At 67.8% G+C, this 18,659-nt stretch carries 22 protein-coding genes and 1 pseudogene; 6 read left to right on the top strand and 17 right to left on the bottom strand.

From position 1 onward, the window contains the following. Positions 1-16: 16 nt before the first annotated feature. Genes ACPYN4_RS10215 through ACPYN4_RS10200 form a run of 4 tightly spaced genes read right to left on the bottom strand, consistent with a single transcriptional unit; the run spans position 17 to position 3,287 of the window. Complete coding sequence (locus tag ACPYN4_RS10215; RefSeq protein WP_005049577.1) at positions 17-295, bottom strand: YHS domain-containing protein; 279 nt, start codon at positions 293-295, stop codon at positions 17-19. Positions 296-320: 25 nt separating this feature from the next. Beyond that, positions 321-2,600, bottom strand: coding sequence for a heavy metal translocating P-type ATPase (locus tag ACPYN4_RS10210; protein WP_424446297.1), 2,280 nt, complete (start codon positions 2,598-2,600; stop codon positions 321-323). Further along, positions 2,597-2,956, bottom strand: a complete 360-nt coding sequence (locus ACPYN4_RS10205) for a heavy-metal-associated domain-containing protein (RefSeq protein WP_051498747.1) — start codon at positions 2,954-2,956, stop codon at positions 2,597-2,599. The genes ACPYN4_RS10210 and ACPYN4_RS10205 overlap by 4 nt, the downstream gene beginning before the upstream one ends. Before the next feature lie 46 nt (positions 2,957-3,002). After that, positions 3,003-3,287: a metal-sensitive transcriptional regulator gene (locus ACPYN4_RS10200; protein ID WP_005049572.1), complete on the bottom strand. Its 285-nt coding sequence runs from the start codon at positions 3,285-3,287 to the stop codon at positions 3,003-3,005. A gap of 60 nt (positions 3,288-3,347) precedes the next feature. On the opposite strand from ACPYN4_RS10200, the gene ACPYN4_RS10195 reads away from it, so the two are divergent. From ACPYN4_RS10195 to ACPYN4_RS10180, 4 genes are read left to right on the top strand one after another with little or no spacing between them, the layout of a single operon-like run. Continuing rightward, complete coding sequence (locus tag ACPYN4_RS10195; RefSeq protein ID WP_424446296.1) at positions 3,348-3,935, top strand: AAA family ATPase; 588 nt, start codon at positions 3,348-3,350, stop codon at positions 3,933-3,935. Continuing rightward, on the top strand, positions 3,935-5,590 hold the full coding sequence (locus tag ACPYN4_RS10190; RefSeq protein ID WP_424446294.1) for an ABC1 kinase family protein: 1,656 nt from the start codon (positions 3,935-3,937) through the stop codon (positions 5,588-5,590). The genes ACPYN4_RS10195 and ACPYN4_RS10190 overlap by 1 nt, the downstream gene beginning before the upstream one ends. 39 nt (positions 5,591-5,629) lie before the next feature. Further along, positions 5,630-6,673 (top strand): type II glyceraldehyde-3-phosphate dehydrogenase, encoded by a 1,044-nt coding sequence (locus ACPYN4_RS10185; protein ID WP_005049566.1) that lies wholly within the window; start codon positions 5,630-5,632, stop codon positions 6,671-6,673. Next, positions 6,670-6,933, top strand: coding sequence for a DUF2933 domain-containing protein (locus ACPYN4_RS10180; protein ID WP_424446293.1), 264 nt, complete (start codon positions 6,670-6,672; stop codon positions 6,931-6,933). The genes ACPYN4_RS10185 and ACPYN4_RS10180 overlap by 4 nt, the downstream gene beginning before the upstream one ends. 226 nt (positions 6,934-7,159) lie before the next feature. On the opposite strand, the gene ACPYN4_RS10175 is transcribed toward ACPYN4_RS10180, so the two are convergent. The 7 genes from ACPYN4_RS10175 to ACPYN4_RS10145 all read right to left on the bottom strand — a co-directional run bounded on the left by ACPYN4_RS10175 (position 7,160) and on the right by ACPYN4_RS10145 (position 13,838). After that, entirely contained in the window at positions 7,160-7,585 is a 426-nt protein-coding gene (locus ACPYN4_RS10175; protein ID WP_229935211.1) for a signal peptidase II, read from the bottom strand. A gap of 131 nt (positions 7,586-7,716) precedes the next feature. After that, on the bottom strand, positions 7,717-9,624 hold the full coding sequence (locus ACPYN4_RS10170) for a heavy metal translocating P-type ATPase (RefSeq protein ID WP_424446292.1): 1,908 nt from the start codon (positions 9,622-9,624) through the stop codon (positions 7,717-7,719). Further along, positions 9,621-9,980, bottom strand: coding sequence for a Cd(II)/Pb(II)-sensing metalloregulatory transcriptional regulator CmtR (cmtR, locus tag ACPYN4_RS10165; protein ID WP_229935213.1), 360 nt, complete (start codon positions 9,978-9,980; stop codon positions 9,621-9,623). Before cmtR ends, ACPYN4_RS10170 begins: the two co-directional genes overlap by 4 nt. A 307-nt stretch (positions 9,981-10,287) precedes the next feature. Next, complete coding sequence (locus ACPYN4_RS10160; RefSeq protein WP_315551877.1) at positions 10,288-10,998, bottom strand: hypothetical protein; 711 nt, start codon at positions 10,996-10,998, stop codon at positions 10,288-10,290. Beyond that, positions 10,995-11,972 carry a hypothetical protein gene (locus ACPYN4_RS10155; RefSeq protein WP_315551878.1) on the bottom strand — a complete coding sequence of 326 codons (978 nt, stop codon included), beginning with the start codon at positions 11,970-11,972 and terminating at the stop codon, positions 10,995-10,997. Before ACPYN4_RS10155 ends, ACPYN4_RS10160 begins: the two co-directional genes overlap by 4 nt. Positions 11,973-11,998: 26 nt before the next feature. After that, positions 11,999-13,564, bottom strand: a complete 1,566-nt coding sequence (locus ACPYN4_RS10150) for an AAA family ATPase (RefSeq protein WP_315551879.1) — start codon at positions 13,562-13,564, stop codon at positions 11,999-12,001. A 121-nt stretch (positions 13,565-13,685) separates the two neighbouring features. Next, positions 13,686-13,838 carry a hypothetical protein gene (locus tag ACPYN4_RS10145; RefSeq protein WP_300591231.1) on the bottom strand — a complete coding sequence of 51 codons (153 nt, stop codon included), beginning with the start codon at positions 13,836-13,838 and terminating at the stop codon, positions 13,686-13,688. A gap of 304 nt (positions 13,839-14,142) precedes the next feature. Here ACPYN4_RS10145 and ACPYN4_RS10140 point away from each other — a divergent pair, with 304 nt between their 5' ends. Beyond that, on the top strand, positions 14,143-14,325 hold the full coding sequence (locus tag ACPYN4_RS10140) for a hypothetical protein (protein WP_300591230.1): 183 nt from the start codon (positions 14,143-14,145) through the stop codon (positions 14,323-14,325). A 117-nt stretch (positions 14,326-14,442) separates the two neighbouring features. On the opposite strand, the gene ACPYN4_RS10135 is transcribed toward ACPYN4_RS10140, so the two are convergent. From ACPYN4_RS10135 to ACPYN4_RS10120, 4 genes are all read right to left on the bottom strand, one after another. After that, positions 14,443-14,649, bottom strand: a complete 207-nt coding sequence (locus tag ACPYN4_RS10135; RefSeq protein WP_300591229.1) for an ABC transporter ATP-binding protein — start codon at positions 14,647-14,649, stop codon at positions 14,443-14,445. Between the two features lie 187 nt (positions 14,650-14,836). Further along, complete coding sequence (locus ACPYN4_RS10130; protein WP_315551882.1) at positions 14,837-15,001, bottom strand: hypothetical protein; 165 nt, start codon at positions 14,999-15,001, stop codon at positions 14,837-14,839. After that, a complete protein-coding gene (locus tag ACPYN4_RS10125; protein ID WP_424446291.1) occupies positions 14,998-15,117 on the bottom strand; it encodes a sigma factor-like helix-turn-helix DNA-binding protein in 120 nt (39 codons plus the stop codon). Before ACPYN4_RS10125 ends, ACPYN4_RS10130 begins: the two co-directional genes overlap by 4 nt. 130 nt (positions 15,118-15,247) lie before the next feature. Next, the gene (locus tag ACPYN4_RS10120; protein ID WP_424446290.1) at positions 15,248-15,802 is read right to left on the bottom strand and encodes a hypothetical protein; all 555 of its coding nucleotides are present in this window, start codon (positions 15,800-15,802) and stop codon (positions 15,248-15,250) included. A gap of 244 nt (positions 15,803-16,046) precedes the next feature. Here ACPYN4_RS10120 and ACPYN4_RS10115 point away from each other — a divergent pair, with 244 nt between their 5' ends. Further along, positions 16,047-16,331, top strand: a complete 285-nt coding sequence (locus ACPYN4_RS10115; RefSeq protein WP_315551889.1) for a helix-turn-helix transcriptional regulator — start codon at positions 16,047-16,049, stop codon at positions 16,329-16,331. Here the strand turns inward: ACPYN4_RS10115 and ACPYN4_RS10110 are convergent. Both ACPYN4_RS10110 and ACPYN4_RS10105 read right to left on the bottom strand, forming a co-directional pair. Then, complete coding sequence (locus tag ACPYN4_RS10110; RefSeq protein WP_424446369.1) at positions 16,285-18,081, bottom strand: LysR family transcriptional regulator; 1,797 nt, start codon at positions 18,079-18,081, stop codon at positions 16,285-16,287. The genes ACPYN4_RS10115 and ACPYN4_RS10110 overlap by 47 nt on opposite strands. Positions 18,082-18,249: 168 nt before the next feature. After that, positions 18,250-18,648 (bottom strand): annotated as a pseudogene (locus ACPYN4_RS10105) (TniQ family protein); the annotation flags it as partial. Positions 18,649-18,659 lie beyond the last annotated feature (11 nt).

Below are 18,659 nucleotides of genomic sequence, written 5' to 3'. Positions count from 1 at the left end.
CGGGTTATCTGGCCGGTCAGGCGGCGTGCGCGTAGCGGGCCGGGTCGGCGTCGAACAGCGGCCCGCACTCGGCGCAGCAGAACCAGTACCGGCTGCCCTGGTAGTCGCGGAACAGGCCGCGCTGCTCGGCCCAGGCCGGGTCGACCTGGTTGCCGGGCATCACCGGACAGGTCACCAGGTTCGTCGCCCCCGCCGGCGGCTCGTGATGGTGATGCTCGTGCGCACCATGCTCGTGTCCTCCATGGTCGTGCCCGTGCGTGTGGTCGTGCCCGGAGTGGTCGTGGTCGTGGGACATGGTGTGTCTCCTTCTCGAGCGATGGTTAGGCCTGGACGGGCGCGGGCTCTCGGGTGGCGGGGGCGCCGGCACGGGTCGGGGTGGGCAGGGGGCGGAAGCGGCGCAGGCGGAGGCTGTTGGTGACGACGAACACGCTGCTGAACGCCATTGCCGCGGCGGCGAGGATGGGGTTGAGCAGGGCGAGCATCGCGACCGGGATCGCGGCGACGTTGTACGCGAACGCCCAGAACAGGTTCCCCTTGATCGTGCCCAGGGTGCGGCGGGCCAGCCGGATCGCGTCCGGGACCAGCATCAGGTCGCCGGAGACGATGGTCAGGTCCGCGGCGGTGATGGCCGCGTCGGTGCCGGTGCCCATCGCGATCCCGAGGTCGGCGGCGGCGAGGGCTGCGGCGTCGTTGACGCCGTCGCCGACCATCGCGACCACCCGGCCCGCGGCCTGCAGGTCGCGGATGGTGTCGAGCTTGCCCTGCGGGGTGACCCCGGCGCGGACGTCCTCGATCCCGGCCTGGTTGGCGATCGCGCGGGCGGCGCCGGGGTTGTCGCCGGTGAGCAGGATCGGGGTCAACCCGAGCTCCCGGAGCCGTGCGACCGCCTCACGGCTGGTGGGTTTGATGGTGTCGGCGACGCTGATCGCCCCGCGCACCTGCCCGTCCCACGCCACCACCGTGACCGTCGCTCCCGCCGCCTCGTCCGCCGCGATGGTGTCGGCGAGCTCGGCGGGGATGGGGAGCGCCCATTGGGTGGTGATCCAGGAGGCGCGGCCGGCGGCGACCAGGCGGCCGTCGACGATGCCCTGCACGCCTTGACCGGCCTCGGCGGCGAATGACTCCACGGCATCCGTCGGGCCGTCGGCTGCGGCGGTGATGGCGCGGCCGATGGGGTGCTCGGAGCCGTGCTCGAGCGCCGCGGCGAACCGGATCAGCTCCGCCTCATCGGTGCCGGGAGCGGGGTGGATGCCGGTGACGGTCATGGTGCCGGCGGTGATGGTGCCGGTCTTGTCGAGCACGACGGTGTCGATGCGGCGGGTCTGCTCGAGCACCTGGGGTCCGCGGATGAGGATGCCCAGCTGGGCGCCGCGGCCGGTGCCGACCAGCAGAGCGGTCGGCGTCGCCAGCCCCAGCGCGCACGGGCAGGCGATGATCAGGGTGGTCACCGCGGCGGTGAAGGCGACCTCCAAGGGCGCCCCCGCGATCAGCCACCCGGCGAACGCGGCCAGGGCGAGGACGATGACGATGGGGACGAAGACGGCCGACACCCGGTCGGCGAGGCGCTGCACCTGGGCCTTGCCGGTCTGCGCCTCCTCGACCAGCCGCGCCATCCGGGCCAGCTCGGTGTCGGCGCCGACGCGGGTGATCTGCACGAGCAGGCGCCCGCCGGTGTTCACAGTCGCGCCGACCACGCGGGAGCCGGGGGCGACTTCGACCGGCACGGACTCGCCGGTCAGCATCGACTCGTCCACCGCGGACATTCCCTCGGTGACGAGGCCGTCGGCGGGGATCTTCTCACCCGGCCGCACCACCACGACATCACCCGGAACGAGCTGTGCGACGGGGACGCGCTGCTCAGTGCCTTCGCGGAGGATCACTGCGTCCTTGGCGCCGAGCTCCAGCAGGGCGCGCAGGGCCTCGCCGGACTGCCGCTTGGCACGAACCTCGAGGTAGCGGCCGAGGAGGATGAACACGGTCACCAGCGCGGCGACCTCCAGGTACACCTCGTGGCCACCGGCCTGCGGGGTGCCGACGAAGGTGACGCTCATCCGCATTCCCGGCATCCCCGCACCGCCGAAGAACAGCGCGTACAGCGACCAGCCGAACGCGGCCAGCACCCCGACGCTGATCAGAGTGTCCATCGTCGCCGCCCCGTGCCGGGCATTGATCGCCGCGGCGCGGTGGAACGGCCACGCCCCCCACACCACCACCGGCGCGGCCAGGGTGAGCGTGAGCCACTGCCAGTAGGTGAACTGCAGGGCGGGGATCATCGACAGCACCGCGACCGGCACCGCCAGCACCGCCGAGACGATCAGCCGCTGCCGCAGCGACGCCAGCTCATCGTCCCGCGGGATGGTCTGCTCAGCCGTGTCGGGCACAGGCGGGGCTGGGAGGCTCGCTCCGTACCCCGCCTGCTCGACCGCCGCGATCAGCTCCTCCACCGGCACCGGGGCCTCCGAGTGCACGCGGGCCTTCTCGGTGGCGAAGTTGACCGTCGCCTCCACCCCGGGCAGCTTGTTCAGCTTCCGCTCGACCCGCGTCGCGCACGACGCGCAGGTCATCCCGGTGATGTCGAGATCGACGTCCAGCGTGCTCATGAGGCTGCGGCGAGGCTGTACCCGGCCTCCTCCACCGCCGCCCGCACCCGCTCCGCATCCACCGGCGTCGCGCTGGACACCGTCACCGTGGACACGCCACCGGCGTGCAGATCGACCGCGACGTCGGAGACACCGTCGATCGCGGAGACCTCCTCGGTGACGCTACGCACGCAGTGCGCGCAGGTCATCCCCTCCACCAGGAACTGCGCCGACACGGTCTCACCCGCCGCCGTCTGCTGCGCCGGCGCGCCGGTGTCGGTGGCTGCCGTGGCGTGGGAGGTGGGGCTGCAACAGGCGCAGCCACCGCCGGTGCTGGTCGCCTGCAGGCCGAGGTCCTGGAATCCCTGTCCGGTCATGATGTGCTCCCTTCAAGAGCGTTGAACGATGTGAGTGGGGACGACGTTAGGAGCGCACGAGGCGCGCGATCGCGGCGTTCGCCTCGCGGAGCTTCTCCTCCGCGAGCGGGCCGCCTTCGGCGGTCGCCTGCGCGACGCAATGCGCGAGGTGGTCTTCCAGCAGCGACAGCGCGACGGACTCCAGCGCCTTCGTCGCCGCCGACACCTGGGTCAGCACGTCGATGCAGTACACGTCCTCGTCGATCATCCGCGCGATCCCGCGCACCTGACCCTCCGCGCGGCTCAGCCGCGCCAGCAGCGCCGGCTTGTTGTCCACATACCCGTGTGCCATCTCGCACCTCCACCCACAATCTACCATACCCTGTAGGGGTACAGGGTGTAGGGTGAGGTCATGACCGGCATCCAGGAGCCGCGGCCCGCACAGACCACCCGTTGGCACGTCGTGACGGGCGGTCCCAGCTCGGGCAAGACCACCACGGTCAACCTGCTGCGGGGCCGCGGGTACACGACCACAATCGAGCACGCCCGCCACTACATCGACCTGCAACGGATCACCGGGCGCAGCACCGCGGAGGTGCGGGCACGGCAGAGCGAGTTCCAGCTCGCCGTCGTCGACATGCAGATCGAGCAGGAACGCTCCCTCGACCCGCAACAGACCGTGTTCCTGGACCGTGCTCTGCCGGACTCGCTCGCCTACTACCGCTTCCTCGGCCTCGCCCCCGGCACCGCCCTGCTGGGCGCGCTGGCCGGCGCCCGGTACGCGACGGTGTTCCTGCTTGACCTGCTCCCGCTGGCGTCCGACTACGCGCGCACCGAGGACCCCGCCGCGCAGCGGCGCATCCACGACCTGCTCGGGCTGGTGTACCAGGAGCTGGGCTTTCCCGTCGTCACCGTCCCCGCACTCGCCCCCGACGCGCGCGTCGACTTCATCCTCGAACGAGCATCGGCCGGCACTCCAGCCGAGAGGGGCGTGAGCTGATGGGCGCGGGGAGTAGCCGGTACCGGCAGATCGGGGCCGTGCTGCGCCGGCACGGACTCGGCGTCCTGGCCGGCGTGCTGGGCCTGGGCGGCTTGGTGCCGTTCCACCGCGGCGCCCTCGGACACGCCCGGCAGGAGGACCCCTACACGAACCCCGAGCATGTGCGGGTCGCGTTGGAGGAGCTCGGGCCGACGTTCGTGAAACTGGGCCAGATCCTCTCCACCCGGCACGATCTGCTCCCCGCGGCATGGGTCGCCGAGTTCGCCAAACTGCAGGACGACGTCGCCGCGGCACCGTGGGAGGGCATTCGGGACGTGCTCCGTGAAGAGCTCGGCGCCGACCCAGAGCACGTGTTCGCCCAGTTCGACCCGGTGCCGCTGGCGGCGGCGTCCATCGGGCAGGCGTACGCGGCAACTCTTCACGACGGCACCGAGGTCGTCGTGAAGGTGCGCCGGCCCGGCGTGGTCGCGCAGGTGCATGAAGACCTGGACATTCTCCGCAACCTCGCCGACCGCGCCGACCGGCGCTGGGATGCCATCCGGCAGTACGACCTGCCCGGGCTGGTGGAGGAGTTCTCCCGCACGCTGCGTGCCGAGCTGGACTACCTGCAGGAGGCCCGCAACGCCGAACGGTTCGCGCAGGAGTTCGCCCACGCGGCGCGGGTGCGGATTCCCCGCGTGCACGGGGAGACCACGACCTCGCGCGTGCTGACCCTGGAGCGGATGAGCGGGGTGCGGATCGACGACCTGGAGGGCCTGGACGCCGCCGGCATCGACCGGGTCGCACTCGCGCGGCTGGGTGCCGACATCGTGCTCACGATGGTGTTCGACAACCGGTTCTTCCATGCCGACCCCCATCCCGGGAACATGTTCGTGCAGCCCGACGGCGCGCTCGCGCTGATCGACTTCGGGATGGTCGGGGAGCTCACCGAACAGACCACGGACGGCCTCGCCGGCATCGTGCTCGCCTTCACCCGCGACGACCCGGACACCCTCACCACCGCCCTGATAGAACTCTCCCGGACCGCCGACGTCGTCGACCGGGCAGGGCTGCGGCAGGCGATCACCGCGTTCACGGCCCGCTACCGGGGCCGTTCGCTGTCGGAGATCAGCCTCGCAATCATGCTCCAGCAGCTGCTCGGCATCCTGCAGCAGCACCAGCTGCACCTTCCGCAGGAGACGGCGCTGCTGTTCAAAGTGCTGATGATGGCCGAAGGGACCGCGGCGCGGCTGGATCCGGACTTCCAGATGCTCGACGCCCTGCAGCCCTACGCTGAGCAGCTCACCCGCGCCCAGCTGTCCCTGCCGGCTCTGGCCCGGCGATGGGCGCGCGCGGGAGCCGACACCGGGGCACTGCTCACCGAGCTGCCCGCCACCCTGAGCCGGCTCCGGCATCTCCTCGAAGACGGCGGGTTCGAGGTGCACCTGCGCGCGACGGAGCTGGAACCTCTCGTCGGGCGCGCCGAACGCGTCGGCAACCGTGTCGTCGCGGGAATGATCGCCGCCGCGCTGATCAGCGGGATCGGCACCCTCGTCGGCGGGAACACGAAATGGCGCTCCCGGGAAGGCGTCCTGATCGGCGCCGGGACCGGCACGATCGGCGCGCTCGGCGGCTACCTGCTGTGGACTCTGCGGCGCCGCCGGCCCCGCCACTAACCCGTGCACGGCTCAAGAACACCACGAAAGGAGACGAAGATGGACAGGATCAGAGTCGGCGTCAACGGGTACGGAGTGATCGGCAAGAGGGTCGCCGACGCCGTCCACGCCCAACCCGACATGCACCTGGTGGGCGTCGCGGACATCGTCACCGACTGGCGAATACAATCCGCCGTCCCGCGGCTGCCCGTATTCGCCGCCACCCCCGACGCGCACAGCGGCATGGTGGACACCGGCATCCGCCCCGAGGGAACCCTCGACGATCTCCTCGCGCAGAGCGACGTGATCGTCGATACGACCCCCAAGCACGTCGCCGCCGGAAACCTGCCCCGCTACCAGGCGGCGGGAGTAAAGGTGATCGTGCAGGGAGGGGAAGCGCACTCGACCACCGGGCACTCCTTCGTCGCCCAGGCCAACTACGCCACCGCGCTCGGCCGGGACCTGACCCGGGTGGTGTCCTGCAACACCACCAGCATCGTCCGCGTCCTCGGCGCGCTCGAAAACGCCGGGCTGCTGCTGCGCGCCCGCGGGGTCCTCATCCGCCGCGCCACCGACCCGTGGGAATCGCACCTGGGCGGCATCATGAACACGATGGTCCCCGAACCGGTCATCCCCTCCCACCAGGGCCCCGACGCGAAGACCGTGCTCCCCGACCTGGACGTGGTCACCATCGCCGCCAAGGGCGCACACACCCAGACCCATAACCACTACTGGACCCTGCAGCTGACCCGCCGCGCATCCCGCGACGAGGTCCTCGACGCACTGCGCGCCGCACCCCGGATCGCGTTCATCCGGATGTCCGACGGGCTGGTCGCCCTCAACTCCACGGTCGAGCTGATGCGCGACCTCGGCCGGCCCCGCGGGGACATGTGGGAGGTCGCGGTCTGGGAAGACCTCGTCACCGTCGACGGCGACGAGGCGTACCTCACCTACCAGGTGTGCAACGAGGCGATCGTCATCCCCGAGACCGTCGACGCGATCCGCGCCCTCACCGGCACCGTCACCGACCCCGCCGCCTCCATCCGGCTCACCGACGCGACCCTCGGCATGAGGCAGGACTTCCTCGCCCCGGAGCGGTCATGACCTCCCCGAACGCCGGGCCGCCCCGTGCCCCCCGCGCTGGACGCGTGTGGATCTGGGTGATCATCGCGCTGGCCGTCGCCGGGATCGTCCTCTACCTGATCATCGACCACTGGACCCACCTCGCTGCGGCCGCCCCCTACGCCGGCATCATCGTGATCGCCCTGCTGCACCTGTTCAGCCACCGCGGACACGGAGGCCACGGACGACACCGTGAACAGACCCGTCACGACCACACGAACCCGCCCCCCGACGACGCATGAGCACCCCCACCGCTGCGCGTGCATATCCACATGCTGTTGCCTCGTCGGCGTGCGACGGAACCAGCACACACGACAGAAATCAGTGGGCAGTGTAGGGACCGCTCAGAGATGTCCATCCGCGGAGCAGGAGGACGGGGAGTTGACAAGCGAAATGTCCTCGATGATCCGCCGCGAGCATGCAGCGAGATGTCTTTCGAGGTCGATCTGCTCTCGTTGAGCTGATGACTCAGCCTTCTGCCCTCGGCTTGGAGAGGTAGAGCAGAAGCCCGAGCGCAACGCCGACACCGAGGATGACGTCGGCGAGGTTGCCGATGAATAGGTTGCCGTAGGCGAGGAAGTCGGTGACGTGGCCGCGGCCGAATCCGGGTGGGGCGAAGAGTCGGTCCAGGAGGTTGCCGACCGCGCCTCCCCACAGCAGCCCGATCGCGACCGCCCACCCCGCGGTGCAGGCGCGTGTGGCGGCGATGAGCAGAACCACAGATGCTGCGGCCGCGATGAGGGTGAGCAGCCAGGTCGAACCGGATCCGAGAGACATCACTGTGCCGGGGTTGAACGCGAGCTGCAGGCCGAGCCAGTCACCTAGGAGCGGGATGCGGTCGTGTTCGCTGAGCTGGGCGAGGGCGAGGGCTTTGGTGCCTTGGTCGATCAGCATGGCACCGGCTGCGACAACGCTCGCGAGCAGGAATCTGCCGAGCCGGCCTCGTGCCGCTGCCGGACTCCGGTTGCTCAGTTCCACGGCGTCCGCCCGGGTCGGGGTGAGAGCGGAACCGTCAACGGGGCCGGTCATGCCTTCGTGCGCCGCGCTGCGCGGAGGCCGTTGAGGATGACGATGACCTCCGCGACCTCGTGCACGAGCACCACGGCGGCAAGGCCCAGGATGCCGGTAATCGCCAGCGGCAGCAGGACCGCGATGATCGCGATGGACAGCGCCACGTTCTGGTTGATGATGCTGCGGCCGCGGCGGGCATGAGCGAGGGCCTGCGGGATGAGGCGCAGGTCGTGGCCGGTGAACGCGACGTCGGCGGACTCGATCGCAGCGTCCGCGCCCTTGGCTCCCATCGCGATCCCCAGATCGGCGGCCGCCAGCGCGGGGGCGTCGTTGATGCCGTCTCCGATCATGGCCGTGGGCTGTGACTTCGACAGTTCCGCGACGGCGGTGGCCTTGTCCTCGGGGCGCAGTTCGGCGCGCACGTCGCTGATACCGGCCTGGGCGGCCAGCGCTGCGGCGGTGCGGGCGTTGTCGCCGGTGAGCATCGTCACGCCGATGCCGCGGCGGTTCAGCGTGGCGATGACCTCGGGAACCTCGGGCCGCAGCTCGTCCCGCACCCCGATTGCGCCAGCCGGCTGGTCGTTGCGGTGGACGATGACGACGGTCATCCCCTCGGACTCCATCGCCTCCACGTCGACCGCCAGTGTGCCGGCGTCCAGCCACCGCGGGCTCCCGACCGCGAGACGGGCACCGTCGAGGGTGCCGACGATGCCGTGCCCGGCGGTCTCAGTGACGTCTGCGGCGTCCTGGGCGTCGGGAACCGCGTTGGTGATCGCTGCGGCCAGGGGGTGTGTGCTGTGACCTTCCACGCTCGCCGCCCACGCGAGAACCTCAGTCTCGGTCGCGCCGGTGGTGACGACGCGCGTGACGGTGGGCTCGTTGCGGGTGAGGGTGCCGGTTTTGTCGACGGCGAGGTGACGGATGCCACCGAATCGCTCGAACGCGGCCCCGGACTTCACGACCACACCGAACTTCGACGCGGCGCCAATTGCGGATACGACGGTGACGGGGACGGCGATCGCGAGGGCGCAGGGCGAGGCTGCGACCAGCACCACCAGGGCACGGGTGATCCACAGCTCGGGGTTGCCGCTCAGCAGCGAACCGAGCACGCCTACCAGCACGGCGAGGATCATCACGCCGGGCACGAGGGGGCGGGCGATCCGGTCGGCCAGGCGGGCACGGTCGCCCTTCTCAGCTTGGGCCTGCTCGACCAGCTCGACGATGGTGGTCAGTGAGTTGTCAGTGCCGGCGGCGGTGGCCTCGACCTCGAGGACGCCGGTGGTGTTGATCGACCCGGCCGAGACGTCGGTGCCGGGTTCGACCTCGACGGGGATCGACTCGCCCGTGATCGCGGATGTGTCCAGGCTGCTCCGCCCGGCGCGCACGATGCCATCAGTCGCGATCCTTTCACCCGGCCGGACCACGAGCACGTCGCCGACGCGCAGCTCCTTCGCCTCGACCTCGGCCGTGGCGTCGCCGCGCTTGACGAGTGCGGTGTCGGGCACGAGCTTCAACAGCGCCCGCAACCCGGCACGGGCGCGGTCCATCGCCTTGTCTTCCAGCGCCTCCGCGATGGAGTACAGGAACGCCAGCGCGGCGGCCTCCTCGACATAGCCGAGGATCACCGCGCCGGTGGCGCTGATTGTCATCAGCAGGCCGATGCCGAGCTTGCCCTTCGTGAACAGCTTGCGCAGCGCGCCCGGCACGAACGTGTACGCGCCCAGCAGCAGACCGATCCAGAACAGCACCAGGCCCGCGGTCTCCGCGCCGGTCCACTCGCACACCAGACCGGCACCGAACGCGACACCGGAGGCAATCGGGATCAGAACGCTGGGACTCCGATACCACGGCCGGTCATCGTCATCGTCATCATCGTCATCGAGGTCGACGTGCTCGACCTGCGAACCCGTGACCGCGCTCACGCCCGCACCTCCCCCGCCACGCAGCCCTCAACGCCACAGTCGGGGTCCATGCACGGCACGCTCTCGTCGACCGCGAGCGTCACGTCCACCAGCGCCGTCAGAGCACGAGCCAGGTGCGGGTCCGCGACCTCGTAGCGGGTCTGCCGGCCCTCCGGCTCGGCCACCACGATCCCGCACCCACGCAAACACGTCAGATGGTTCGACACGTTCGACCGGGACAGCCCCAGATCGCGAGACAGCACCGCGGGATAGCTCGGGCCGGCCAGCAGGGTCAGGAGGATGCGAGAGCGGGTCGGGTCGGCCATAGCCCGGCCGAGCCGATTCATCACATCGAGTCGATCAGCAATAGTCAGCATACGGTGACTATACATCAGCAACTGTACTAATCCGTAGGCCGTGCACTCACGCCTTGAGCCGCGAGTCTCCCTGAAATGTCCAGATGGACATCGCGTGGACATTTCACCCGCGAAATGGACATCTCAGAAAAACCCCTACACCCACCTACCTGTAGGAACCGCTCAGAGATGTCCATTACAGTCGCGCCATTGCGCAGGCTGACTCGGCAAGATGTCCACGGCGGCGGAGCCTCAGCGCCCAACGACTTGTCCATCCAGCGCCTCGGTCGCGCGGCGTGGATCAAGTGCGGGCCGGCACACGCGGCTGCTACGGGGCGAACAGAAAGTCCCACCCTGTCCTGATGGGCTTAGCGATCGCCCGGTATCTGGCCTTCAGCCACCACCGGCCCTTGCGAAGCGCTACACGCACGACCCCCGATTTGTGGTTCGAGTCCATCTCCCTCTCGCGCCACATGTACTCCGCGTCGAGTCGTTCTCGCATTCGTTGCGCCTCGCGTGCTGTTCGCCGTGCGTGCCTAGGGACGCGCTCGCCTCGCAGCCAAGCGGCGACGGTGTCGAACGCAGCCCAACCCATCTGCGTGTATCCGGCTTGCGGTGTACTGCCGATGCTCTCGCCCTCGCGGTACGCAGTCGACTGGATCGTGATGCCATCGATTAGCGTGAGCACGATCGTCCGGTGTCGCCCCCTGCCCGCCATCCGTGCGGCCGTCGCAGGCAGCGCCGGCGAAACCGTTGCCCACTGTTCCTCGAAGGGCTCGCATTGCGTGTCGATGCGCTTCCCGGGGTACGTGTGTCGAGCAAACTCGACCCAGTCGTAGAAAGCCATCATCAGCCCCTGCACTTCGTCCCGGACAGCCCTGGTCAACTCGTCGCGCCGCTTGGCTCGCTCATTGATGAGTGTGATCGTTTGCGCTACCAAGACACCCAACAGCGCAATTACGGCGACCACGATGGCGAGCGTCGCGGAATCGATCCAAGGGTCGGCGGACGTCTTCGTGGCTTGGACGATCTGCATCACGGGAACGACCTCGTAACGCTCACCATCGTTGCCTGCCTCGCGTTCTCAATTCGCTCCGCTGTCCTGAGGGTCTCCTCGGCTACATAATCGATCTGCCTCGAGAACCGCAGTTCTTCATTGAGGGGATCATCCGCCAGCGGGGCAAAGTTGTGCAGCACGTCGTACGAGTGGCCACAGCTGAACCAAAGGAATCGATTCTTGAGGGGCGTCGCCTTAACTGCTCGCACATGAACTGTTAGTGGATCGGTGCGCCCGCTCAGAGCCGTGGCGAGAAAGTCGGCAATCCTTGCCTCTTGATGGATTCTCTCGTCGCTATCCCAGTGCCACTGCAACTTCCCAAGCACTGACAATGTCGCGTTCGGAGGCATCGCCATCCCCAATGTCGTCACAAGCCACTCCGTGTGGGGGATAGTTGCACTCCCGTTCACGATGTCCTCAAGCAGGTGGGGGTCAACTGCCTTAACCGCGTGGGATCGCCGTGCAAGCGGTTCGAGAAAGCGGCTCGCAACGGCGCGCCTGCGGGACTGGCCGGCAGGGAAGATGCCTACCGTCTCCGAGGCCTGAAGTAGAGCAGCCCGATGAAGGGTGCCCGCCAAGACCACCTCCGTGGCACCAACGACACGGGACCCCACCGCGTAATCGACGCCCTTCGCGGCCGCAGCCGTGCCCCCTGCTACCAGGAGACGGATCCTGTTCGCGGCATCGCTTAGACCGAGCTCGTTCAAAAGGCTTGCTACCGATAGAGCGTCGGGATCCTGGTCTAGCCGGTTCAGGTCATACAACGCGCCCAGCAACTTGACCCAGAGCGTCTTGGGAAGGTCGCTCAGCCCTTTGATCGCGTCGTAGAAGTCATCGAGGTCGCTGTCTGAGATCGTGAGAACGCCACGATCCGATATCCAGTCCACGAGCGTATTGTGCACGGCCTCGTCCGAGTCTCGGGGGTGGTCGCGGAGGGCATCGGGGTCGACGCTCATCGGGATCAGCGCCTCTGCTGATGGACTCACTTCGTGATCCCGAGGATGTCCGCGAGACCATCGTCGAAGAATCCCGTCGGCCAAGGATCGAGCAATTCGCCACGATCTCCAAGCCGCAGGCGGCGAACCGATGCACCAGCTTCATCCACGTTGTCCACGTATAGGACTGCGACTTCTTCAGGACGCAACTTCCCGTTGCGAATCAGCCTTCGAACACGGAGAAGGATGTTCTCCGAGTGGGTCTCGACGATCACCTGGTTGCGCCCGCGAACTACAGCCGTGGCGAACAAGTTCCCGAGCCTCGCTTGAAGGCGAGGGTGGAGGTGCAACTCGGGCTCCTCGACACAGATGACCTGCCTCTCGGCATGGACGGCTACGTCAACGACCGGCAGTAGCTGGCTCACTCCATAGCCAACCTGATCCAATGCCACTGGCGCGCCAGAGCGGACGTCCTTCATGATCCACGTCTGCTGGATCGGGCTCCGAAGTCGTGCAAGTGCGTCCTGTTCGAAGACATACGGCACCTCGAGCTGAGCGAGCATCTGGTTCAAGAGGTCGAACTCACTGAATCCGGCGCGCCGAGGCTTGCCGAAGAACTCAAACCAGTCCGAGTTGTAGACACCTCGCTCCGGATCGTAGCTCTTGCCCGGCTCGCCACGGTGAGGCCCGCAGTAGCGAAGCAGGAACGCCATCTCGAATAGATCAGACTGCAGCTTCCGGTCCTCGTGTGCGAACAGCTCGGCATCCACAAGTCGTGACTCTTCTACCCAGTCGGACCCTCCGCGGCTCTCGCCGACGCGATAGCGCGTGAGAAGGCCGTTGCCGAAATCAGATGGGTGGAAAGGGTCGCGGTCATCCGCGAAGTCCTCCGGGATGAATCGCTTGCGGGAGGCCTGACCCTCCCCGATCACCGCCAGGGCGGTGGAGTGCATATCGATCGACCCGACGGGGTTGAGGTCGTAGCTGAGTTCCGCCGCAGCGAGACGCCCGTCCCGGGTCCGGAATTCAACACCCAGGACGAGCGGCGACTGCCACTGGAACCCACTCGGATCCTCGGGATCGGGCTCGGTGTAGGTAATCAGGTTGCGCGCGCTTGCCTCCTCGAAGGCCTTGTCCCAGGCACGAAGAGCATCAGTCCGTCCTGCGTCGACGGTCTGCATCAGAAGCTTGAGTGCCTTGAGGACGGTCGATTTCCCAGCGGAGTTCGGCCCGTAGATGAGGGTGAGCGGCGCCAGCTCAACGTCGTGAGCCCCTGAGAACGACCGGAGGTTCTCGATGTGGAGCCGCTCGACCAATGCCGTCGGTCGCGCGCGCTGCTGCGGAGCGCGCGGAGCCGGTGCGGAATTGTGTGGAGCGGGATTGACCGAGACCGGGACATCGTCGACTGACATCGCGAGGATCTCCGCCTCTTCACGCTCGCGACGCTCTCGCTCTTGAGCGACTGCTTCCTTCGCCCGCCGACGCTGGGCGTCCCGACGTGCACGCATGGCTCGTCCGTCAATCCCTACCCAGTCCGATCCGTAAGCCTTGCGCGCCACGTCAACTGGGTCGCCGGCCGAGTCGCGTTCGACTACTTCATCTTGGTTCTCCACCCTGCGCCCTTTCGTTCCCGCGGTCTGATGCTATTGAGTCGGCCACTGCTTGCGAAGCAGAGTGCGAACGTGTCCCGCTCGCTGACGCCGAGCCGTCGAGCGAGCGGGACACGCGGGGCCACTAGTGCGTCTGGCGCATCCAGTACGAGCCGTCCCCGTTGCTGACCTTCTCCCAGCCGCCGAAAGCGTGCTGGGGTCCGGAGTGCTGGTGCAGACGGGCGTCGCTCACCTCCCCACGAGACCAGCAGTTCTGGTCGCGGTTGTACTTCCCCATGAGTTCACCTCCCTTCGAGTTGAGTTATCGCCCGTTGATTCCTTGAGCCGCGCGGTCGGTGTCGAAGACAGGTCGGCGCGAAGCAAAGTTGATCAGGATATGGGCTGCACGCACGCACCGTCAACACCCAGTCGCAGGCTGATGCCTCGCCGCTTCTTGACCTGACCGGCCGGCGGGCATATTCTGATCGACTTTGCGTTCTCGGTCGCGCGTGCTGGGCGGTCCGAACTCGAAGTCACGCGGCCGACTGCCGACCCAGCGTGGTCCTTGCCGGCACCCACGACTTTTGGGAGGAGGTGAAACCATGGCACTCATCGACGCAACCCCGCGAAGCGCCTTCGCGACCGCTTTCGCCAGCGCCGCCCAGCATGCCCTCGACGTGTGGCGCGAGCCAGGCTTCCAGACCGCGCTTCGACGCGAAGCGAAGCACTTCCTCAAGAGCGTCGCCTCAGAGGCCGGTGCCGCGTCGCAGCGCGTCCGTAGCTAGCGAACGTGGGGACTGGTATGAATTACCAACTCGGGCCCAACCGTGTCGTCGCCGGTCGATTCTCGCCGTACACGGCGAGAGCCTGCACGCGTGCACGTGCAGGCTCTCGTGTCACAGTCAGACGCGCTGGCTGATCGTGCCGCTCGGGTTGCGGTTGGCGGTCGATTCGGTCACGAACCGGCCCGTCGACGCGGAGCGGTGCACCGTTGTTGAGTTGCTCGTGCCGGACCCGACACGTTCGGTGGTGGTCTTTCCGGGCCAGCGGGCCGCGGCGGCCTTGGAGACGAAACGACCGGTGGATGCGGAGCGACGAACGGTTCCCATGGGAACTCCTTCACTGATTGAGCCGGGTGCTCTGAGACGGAGCGCCGCTAGTCTGCGGCTGCCAACTCCGGTACAGTCAGTGCTCTGGATGAGACCTGACGCTCTCAGGGCTTGTGAGCCGTCCCGTTACCGCGGGGCGGCTCTATTCAGTTGTGATCCCGACATCTCGGTATATGTCCGCCGCCGGTTACTTCCCCTCGCGCCCGCTCGACTTCTTCGTCGTCGCGTTGGCCGTCATCGATCTCGAAACCAGCGACTGCGCCTTGCTGGCCGGCACGCTGCGTCGCGCCGCCTTCGCGCTCTGGGTGCCAAAGGACGAGCGCTCGATCTTGCCCCGAAACTCATTGCTCATGCGGACTCCCGGTTCTCTCGTACTTGCTGGCGTGCTCGCGCGATCGCCGACTCCACCGCTTTCGCGGTCATGCCCAGCTTCTCGCCAATCTCGGCGTGCGTGAACCCATGCGTCACGCTCAGGTAAAACGCTGAGCGGACACGCTCATCCTTGATGCTCCCGAACGCGCGTCGTAACTCGTCCTTCGCCTGCGCCGCTTCGCTTGCATCAGGACCTACCGGCGTCGACGGGCTCTCCTCGAAGTCGTCAGCCCAGGCCGCCGTACGCGGAGCCTGCGGCTCCGCATACGAACGCAGCTCTTCTCGACGCCAACGTTTGTAGACGTTGCTGAACTGCAGCAGGCACTGGCCCACAAAGAATGTGCGCAGGGACGCACCTTTGGCGGGGTCCCACTTTGCCAGGGACGAGCACCTTGTCCCGGAACGCGCTGAGCGCCAGGACAACCGTCTCATCGGCCAAGCTCTCGGCGTCTTCGATCATCGACCCGATGCGAGGCTCGGCTTCCAGTGCTCCGAAGCCTTTGCGCTTCACCTCGCTGCGGATCTGACTCTTGTAGATCCAGCCACGGATGACGGCCCAGCCGTACTTAGCGATCTCGTTCGCGAAGAGATCGTAGTTTCGGCCGCGATATCCCTCGGCGCAAAGGGCGGCCGCAAGATCGCGGTCTCCGGCGAGCCGGTCGACTCTTTCCTCGGCTCGATCACGATCCGCGTCGGCCAACCAGGCTTGATCCGCTGCCCATTCCCTGAGAGCGGGAACGCCATCGGAGGATGAACCATCGGGCTCGTCGCTACCGGTCATGGCGTTTCCTCGCGATCCTGATCAACTCATAGTCACCACGATCCCTCATATGTCCGACATCGGGGAGTTCCCCTCGCCGCTCGCTAGAAAAGTTGAGCGCGTGATCGGATCACGAATCGTTGGCAGACGATCGCGCAGTTCTTCACCCCTCGATTCCTGGCAATGGCGATCCACTCGTCACCCTAGAACTAGAGGCCATACCGATTAGGCCATACCGACACGCGATCACAGGAACGCTGGACCGGTGGCGAAGCGCACCGGATCCGAGGACGCTGCGTGGAGCGACTATGCCGGCCAGCTGGCCGCGAACCTCCGGCGACTACGCGCCGAAGCGGGTCTCAGCCAGGAGGACGTCGCCTACCGTTCGGGGCTGACGCGCTACACGTACCAGAAGTACGAGAAGGGCGAGTCGAAGCCGGGCACGCCGGCGAACCCGACGATCCGCACTCTGCTCGCGATGTCGCAGGCCCTCGACGTCGAGCTCACTGAGATCCTTCCGCCGCACGCGCCGGATCTTCGACTTCGCTGAGGCCGAAGGCGCGCGACAACTCGTTGTGTGCCTCCACGCCGAGCTCGGTGAGGGTGAGGGGCTGACCTCGAAACGCACGCTGGATCAGCGGGCCGCCGGCGTCCACCCCGATGCGCCTCATCTGGTTCGCGAGGATGCTCAGCGTCACTCCGAGCTCGGTCGCGGCTGCCGTCATCGTGTCGTGGCGGGCGACGATGAGGAATCGTTCGGCGCGCTGTGTGGCGTCCTGTCCGACGAGGATCCGGCGCAGTAGCGGCGAGTCGCCGGCGCGTGGGTCAACCCGGATCGCGGTCGCTCGGCTCGCGCTGCCGCGGGCTCGGCGCGGGATCCCAGCGGCCTCGAGGTGGCGGTTGATCGTGGTCATCGTCACGCCCACCTCCGCGGCTATCTCAGGGATGGTGCGGCGCTCGTCGATGTAGCGGCGCCGCAGCCACTCCACATCGATGTTAGCCCTCCGTCGACCGATGCGAATCTTGACTCCGACCTCCTCGAGCACTCGGCTGACGGTCTGACGGGCGACCCCGTGTTCGAAGGCGATCTCTCTCACCGACTGCCCCGCGGAGTACGCCGCGACCGCGCGGGTCGGCTTCACCACGGCGCGTGCCGGGCGAGCTTGCGGCCATTCGTTCCCACTTGACATGGGGGCATCCGCGACCACACCGGCGAGCTCGAGGTGCGGCATCCATGCCACGGGCTCGTCGACGCGAAAGGCCTTCAGGAACGCGGCCGCGGTATCCATGAGCGCACGGGACACGACCTCGGGCAGTCCGTCACGGAACGAGCGAACTTCGGCAAACGCAGGGAAGCCAGCCTCTTGAGCGAAGGGCGCCCGCGCCACGCGATTGCCGCTGAGTAGGGCGTAGAGATGCGCACGGGCGGTCTGCCATCGCCGATCCCCACCGGGCAGGACGTTCGCCGTCCGGCAGATCTCGTGCCACTCGTCGCGGGGCAGGATGCCGGAGTAGTCGATGACCCGCCGGCGTGCGAAGTCGATCGGCGTCGAGGTCTCATCGAGGAACGCGACAAGCCGAGCGATCGCGCGGATAGTGTCGGCCTCGGGTCCGTTGCGGCCGAGAGACCGCATGACGTGGCTGACCTGGCGTCCCTGAGCTGCGGGATCGAGGAGCGTGATGGCCGAGCCGTGAGTGAGGCGGGTGCCCACGAAGACCACGGCCGCCGCCAGCGCACCGCCGGCGATCTCCGCATCCAGGCGCCGCGGTGCGAGGCGTGAGGTCCATTCGGGCCACAGGACGGCGGGGAGCTTTGCGGCTCGCGCGGCCGGATCCACCACCGACATCGTCACCGCCTGAAGGGTCGCAGTAGGACGCCTCATTCGTCCGAGCGCACGGCTCACGTGATCGCGCAGTGGCGGGGAGTAATGGTCGAGCGCGGTGTGGACGCTGACGCGTCCGCGCAGCAGGTCAGTGATCCGGGCGCCTGACTGTAGCGCCACGAAGGCGATCGTGTTGCCGAGAGCAACTTCTCGGGCAGCGCCTGGCCGCAGATCCACCTTGCCGGTGCGGTTGTGAGACGCGATCAGGCTCACGTCAACCTGACCCGCAGGCATCCACTCGAAGTGCTCTCCGTCGACGAGCGCCTGTCGTGCCGCTCGTGACAGCAGCAGCATGTCGGACAGCACCTGGACGGTGCTCGGTCGACCGTCGGCGTAGATGCCGAACTCGCCGACGCCGGTGGCGATGACCCTCAGGATCGCACGTTGCGCCTCGCGAGTCTCGGTGTCCGCCGCCACAAACTCCTCGCTCGTGGTGAGGTCGGCGCCGCAACGCGCGCCAAACGCTGGCGATTCGGTCGGCGGTCTGTTGTGACAGTGCCCGGGTTCCGGAACGAGCGTGAGGGGATGCGCGAGGAGCCGGGGAGGCTGGGCGCATCCCGGGCACCTGTCGACGAGGAGACGCCTGTGGCGTGGGCAGGCGAACCCGAACGGGAACTGCCAAGAAAGGCGCCAGCGGCCTCCCGAGTCGGCGAGACACTCGGGGCAGTAACGGGCGGCAACTCCCGTGGCCGGACAGGACGCGCTGATGCGTCCCTGAGGCGTGAGGCGGATGGCGTTCGCGGCGAACATGGTGCGGGTCATCGCACGGAACTCGTCACCCGACCGGCCGGTCGTCAGCTCGAGATTGCGCAGTTGCTGGGGTTCGAGCGCGGTGGACCACGCCCGTGAGGACTGGGATCCAGCGGCGGGAACCTCGTCGCTCCCGATCAGTCCGAGCGCTCGAGCCATCTCGCCGACAGTCGCCCCATAGCTGTGGGCCATGAACTCTACCCACGAGTCGAAAGGTTCATCTGGGAGCGGCATCGCGACGTGGA

Origin of the sequence: Microbacterium sp. CH-015, assembly GCF_049707015.1 — a bacterium.
Lineage (GTDB): Bacteria > Actinomycetota > Actinomycetes > Actinomycetales > Microbacteriaceae > Microbacterium > Microbacterium aurum.
This window is presented reverse-complemented; position numbering and strand designations above follow the sequence as displayed.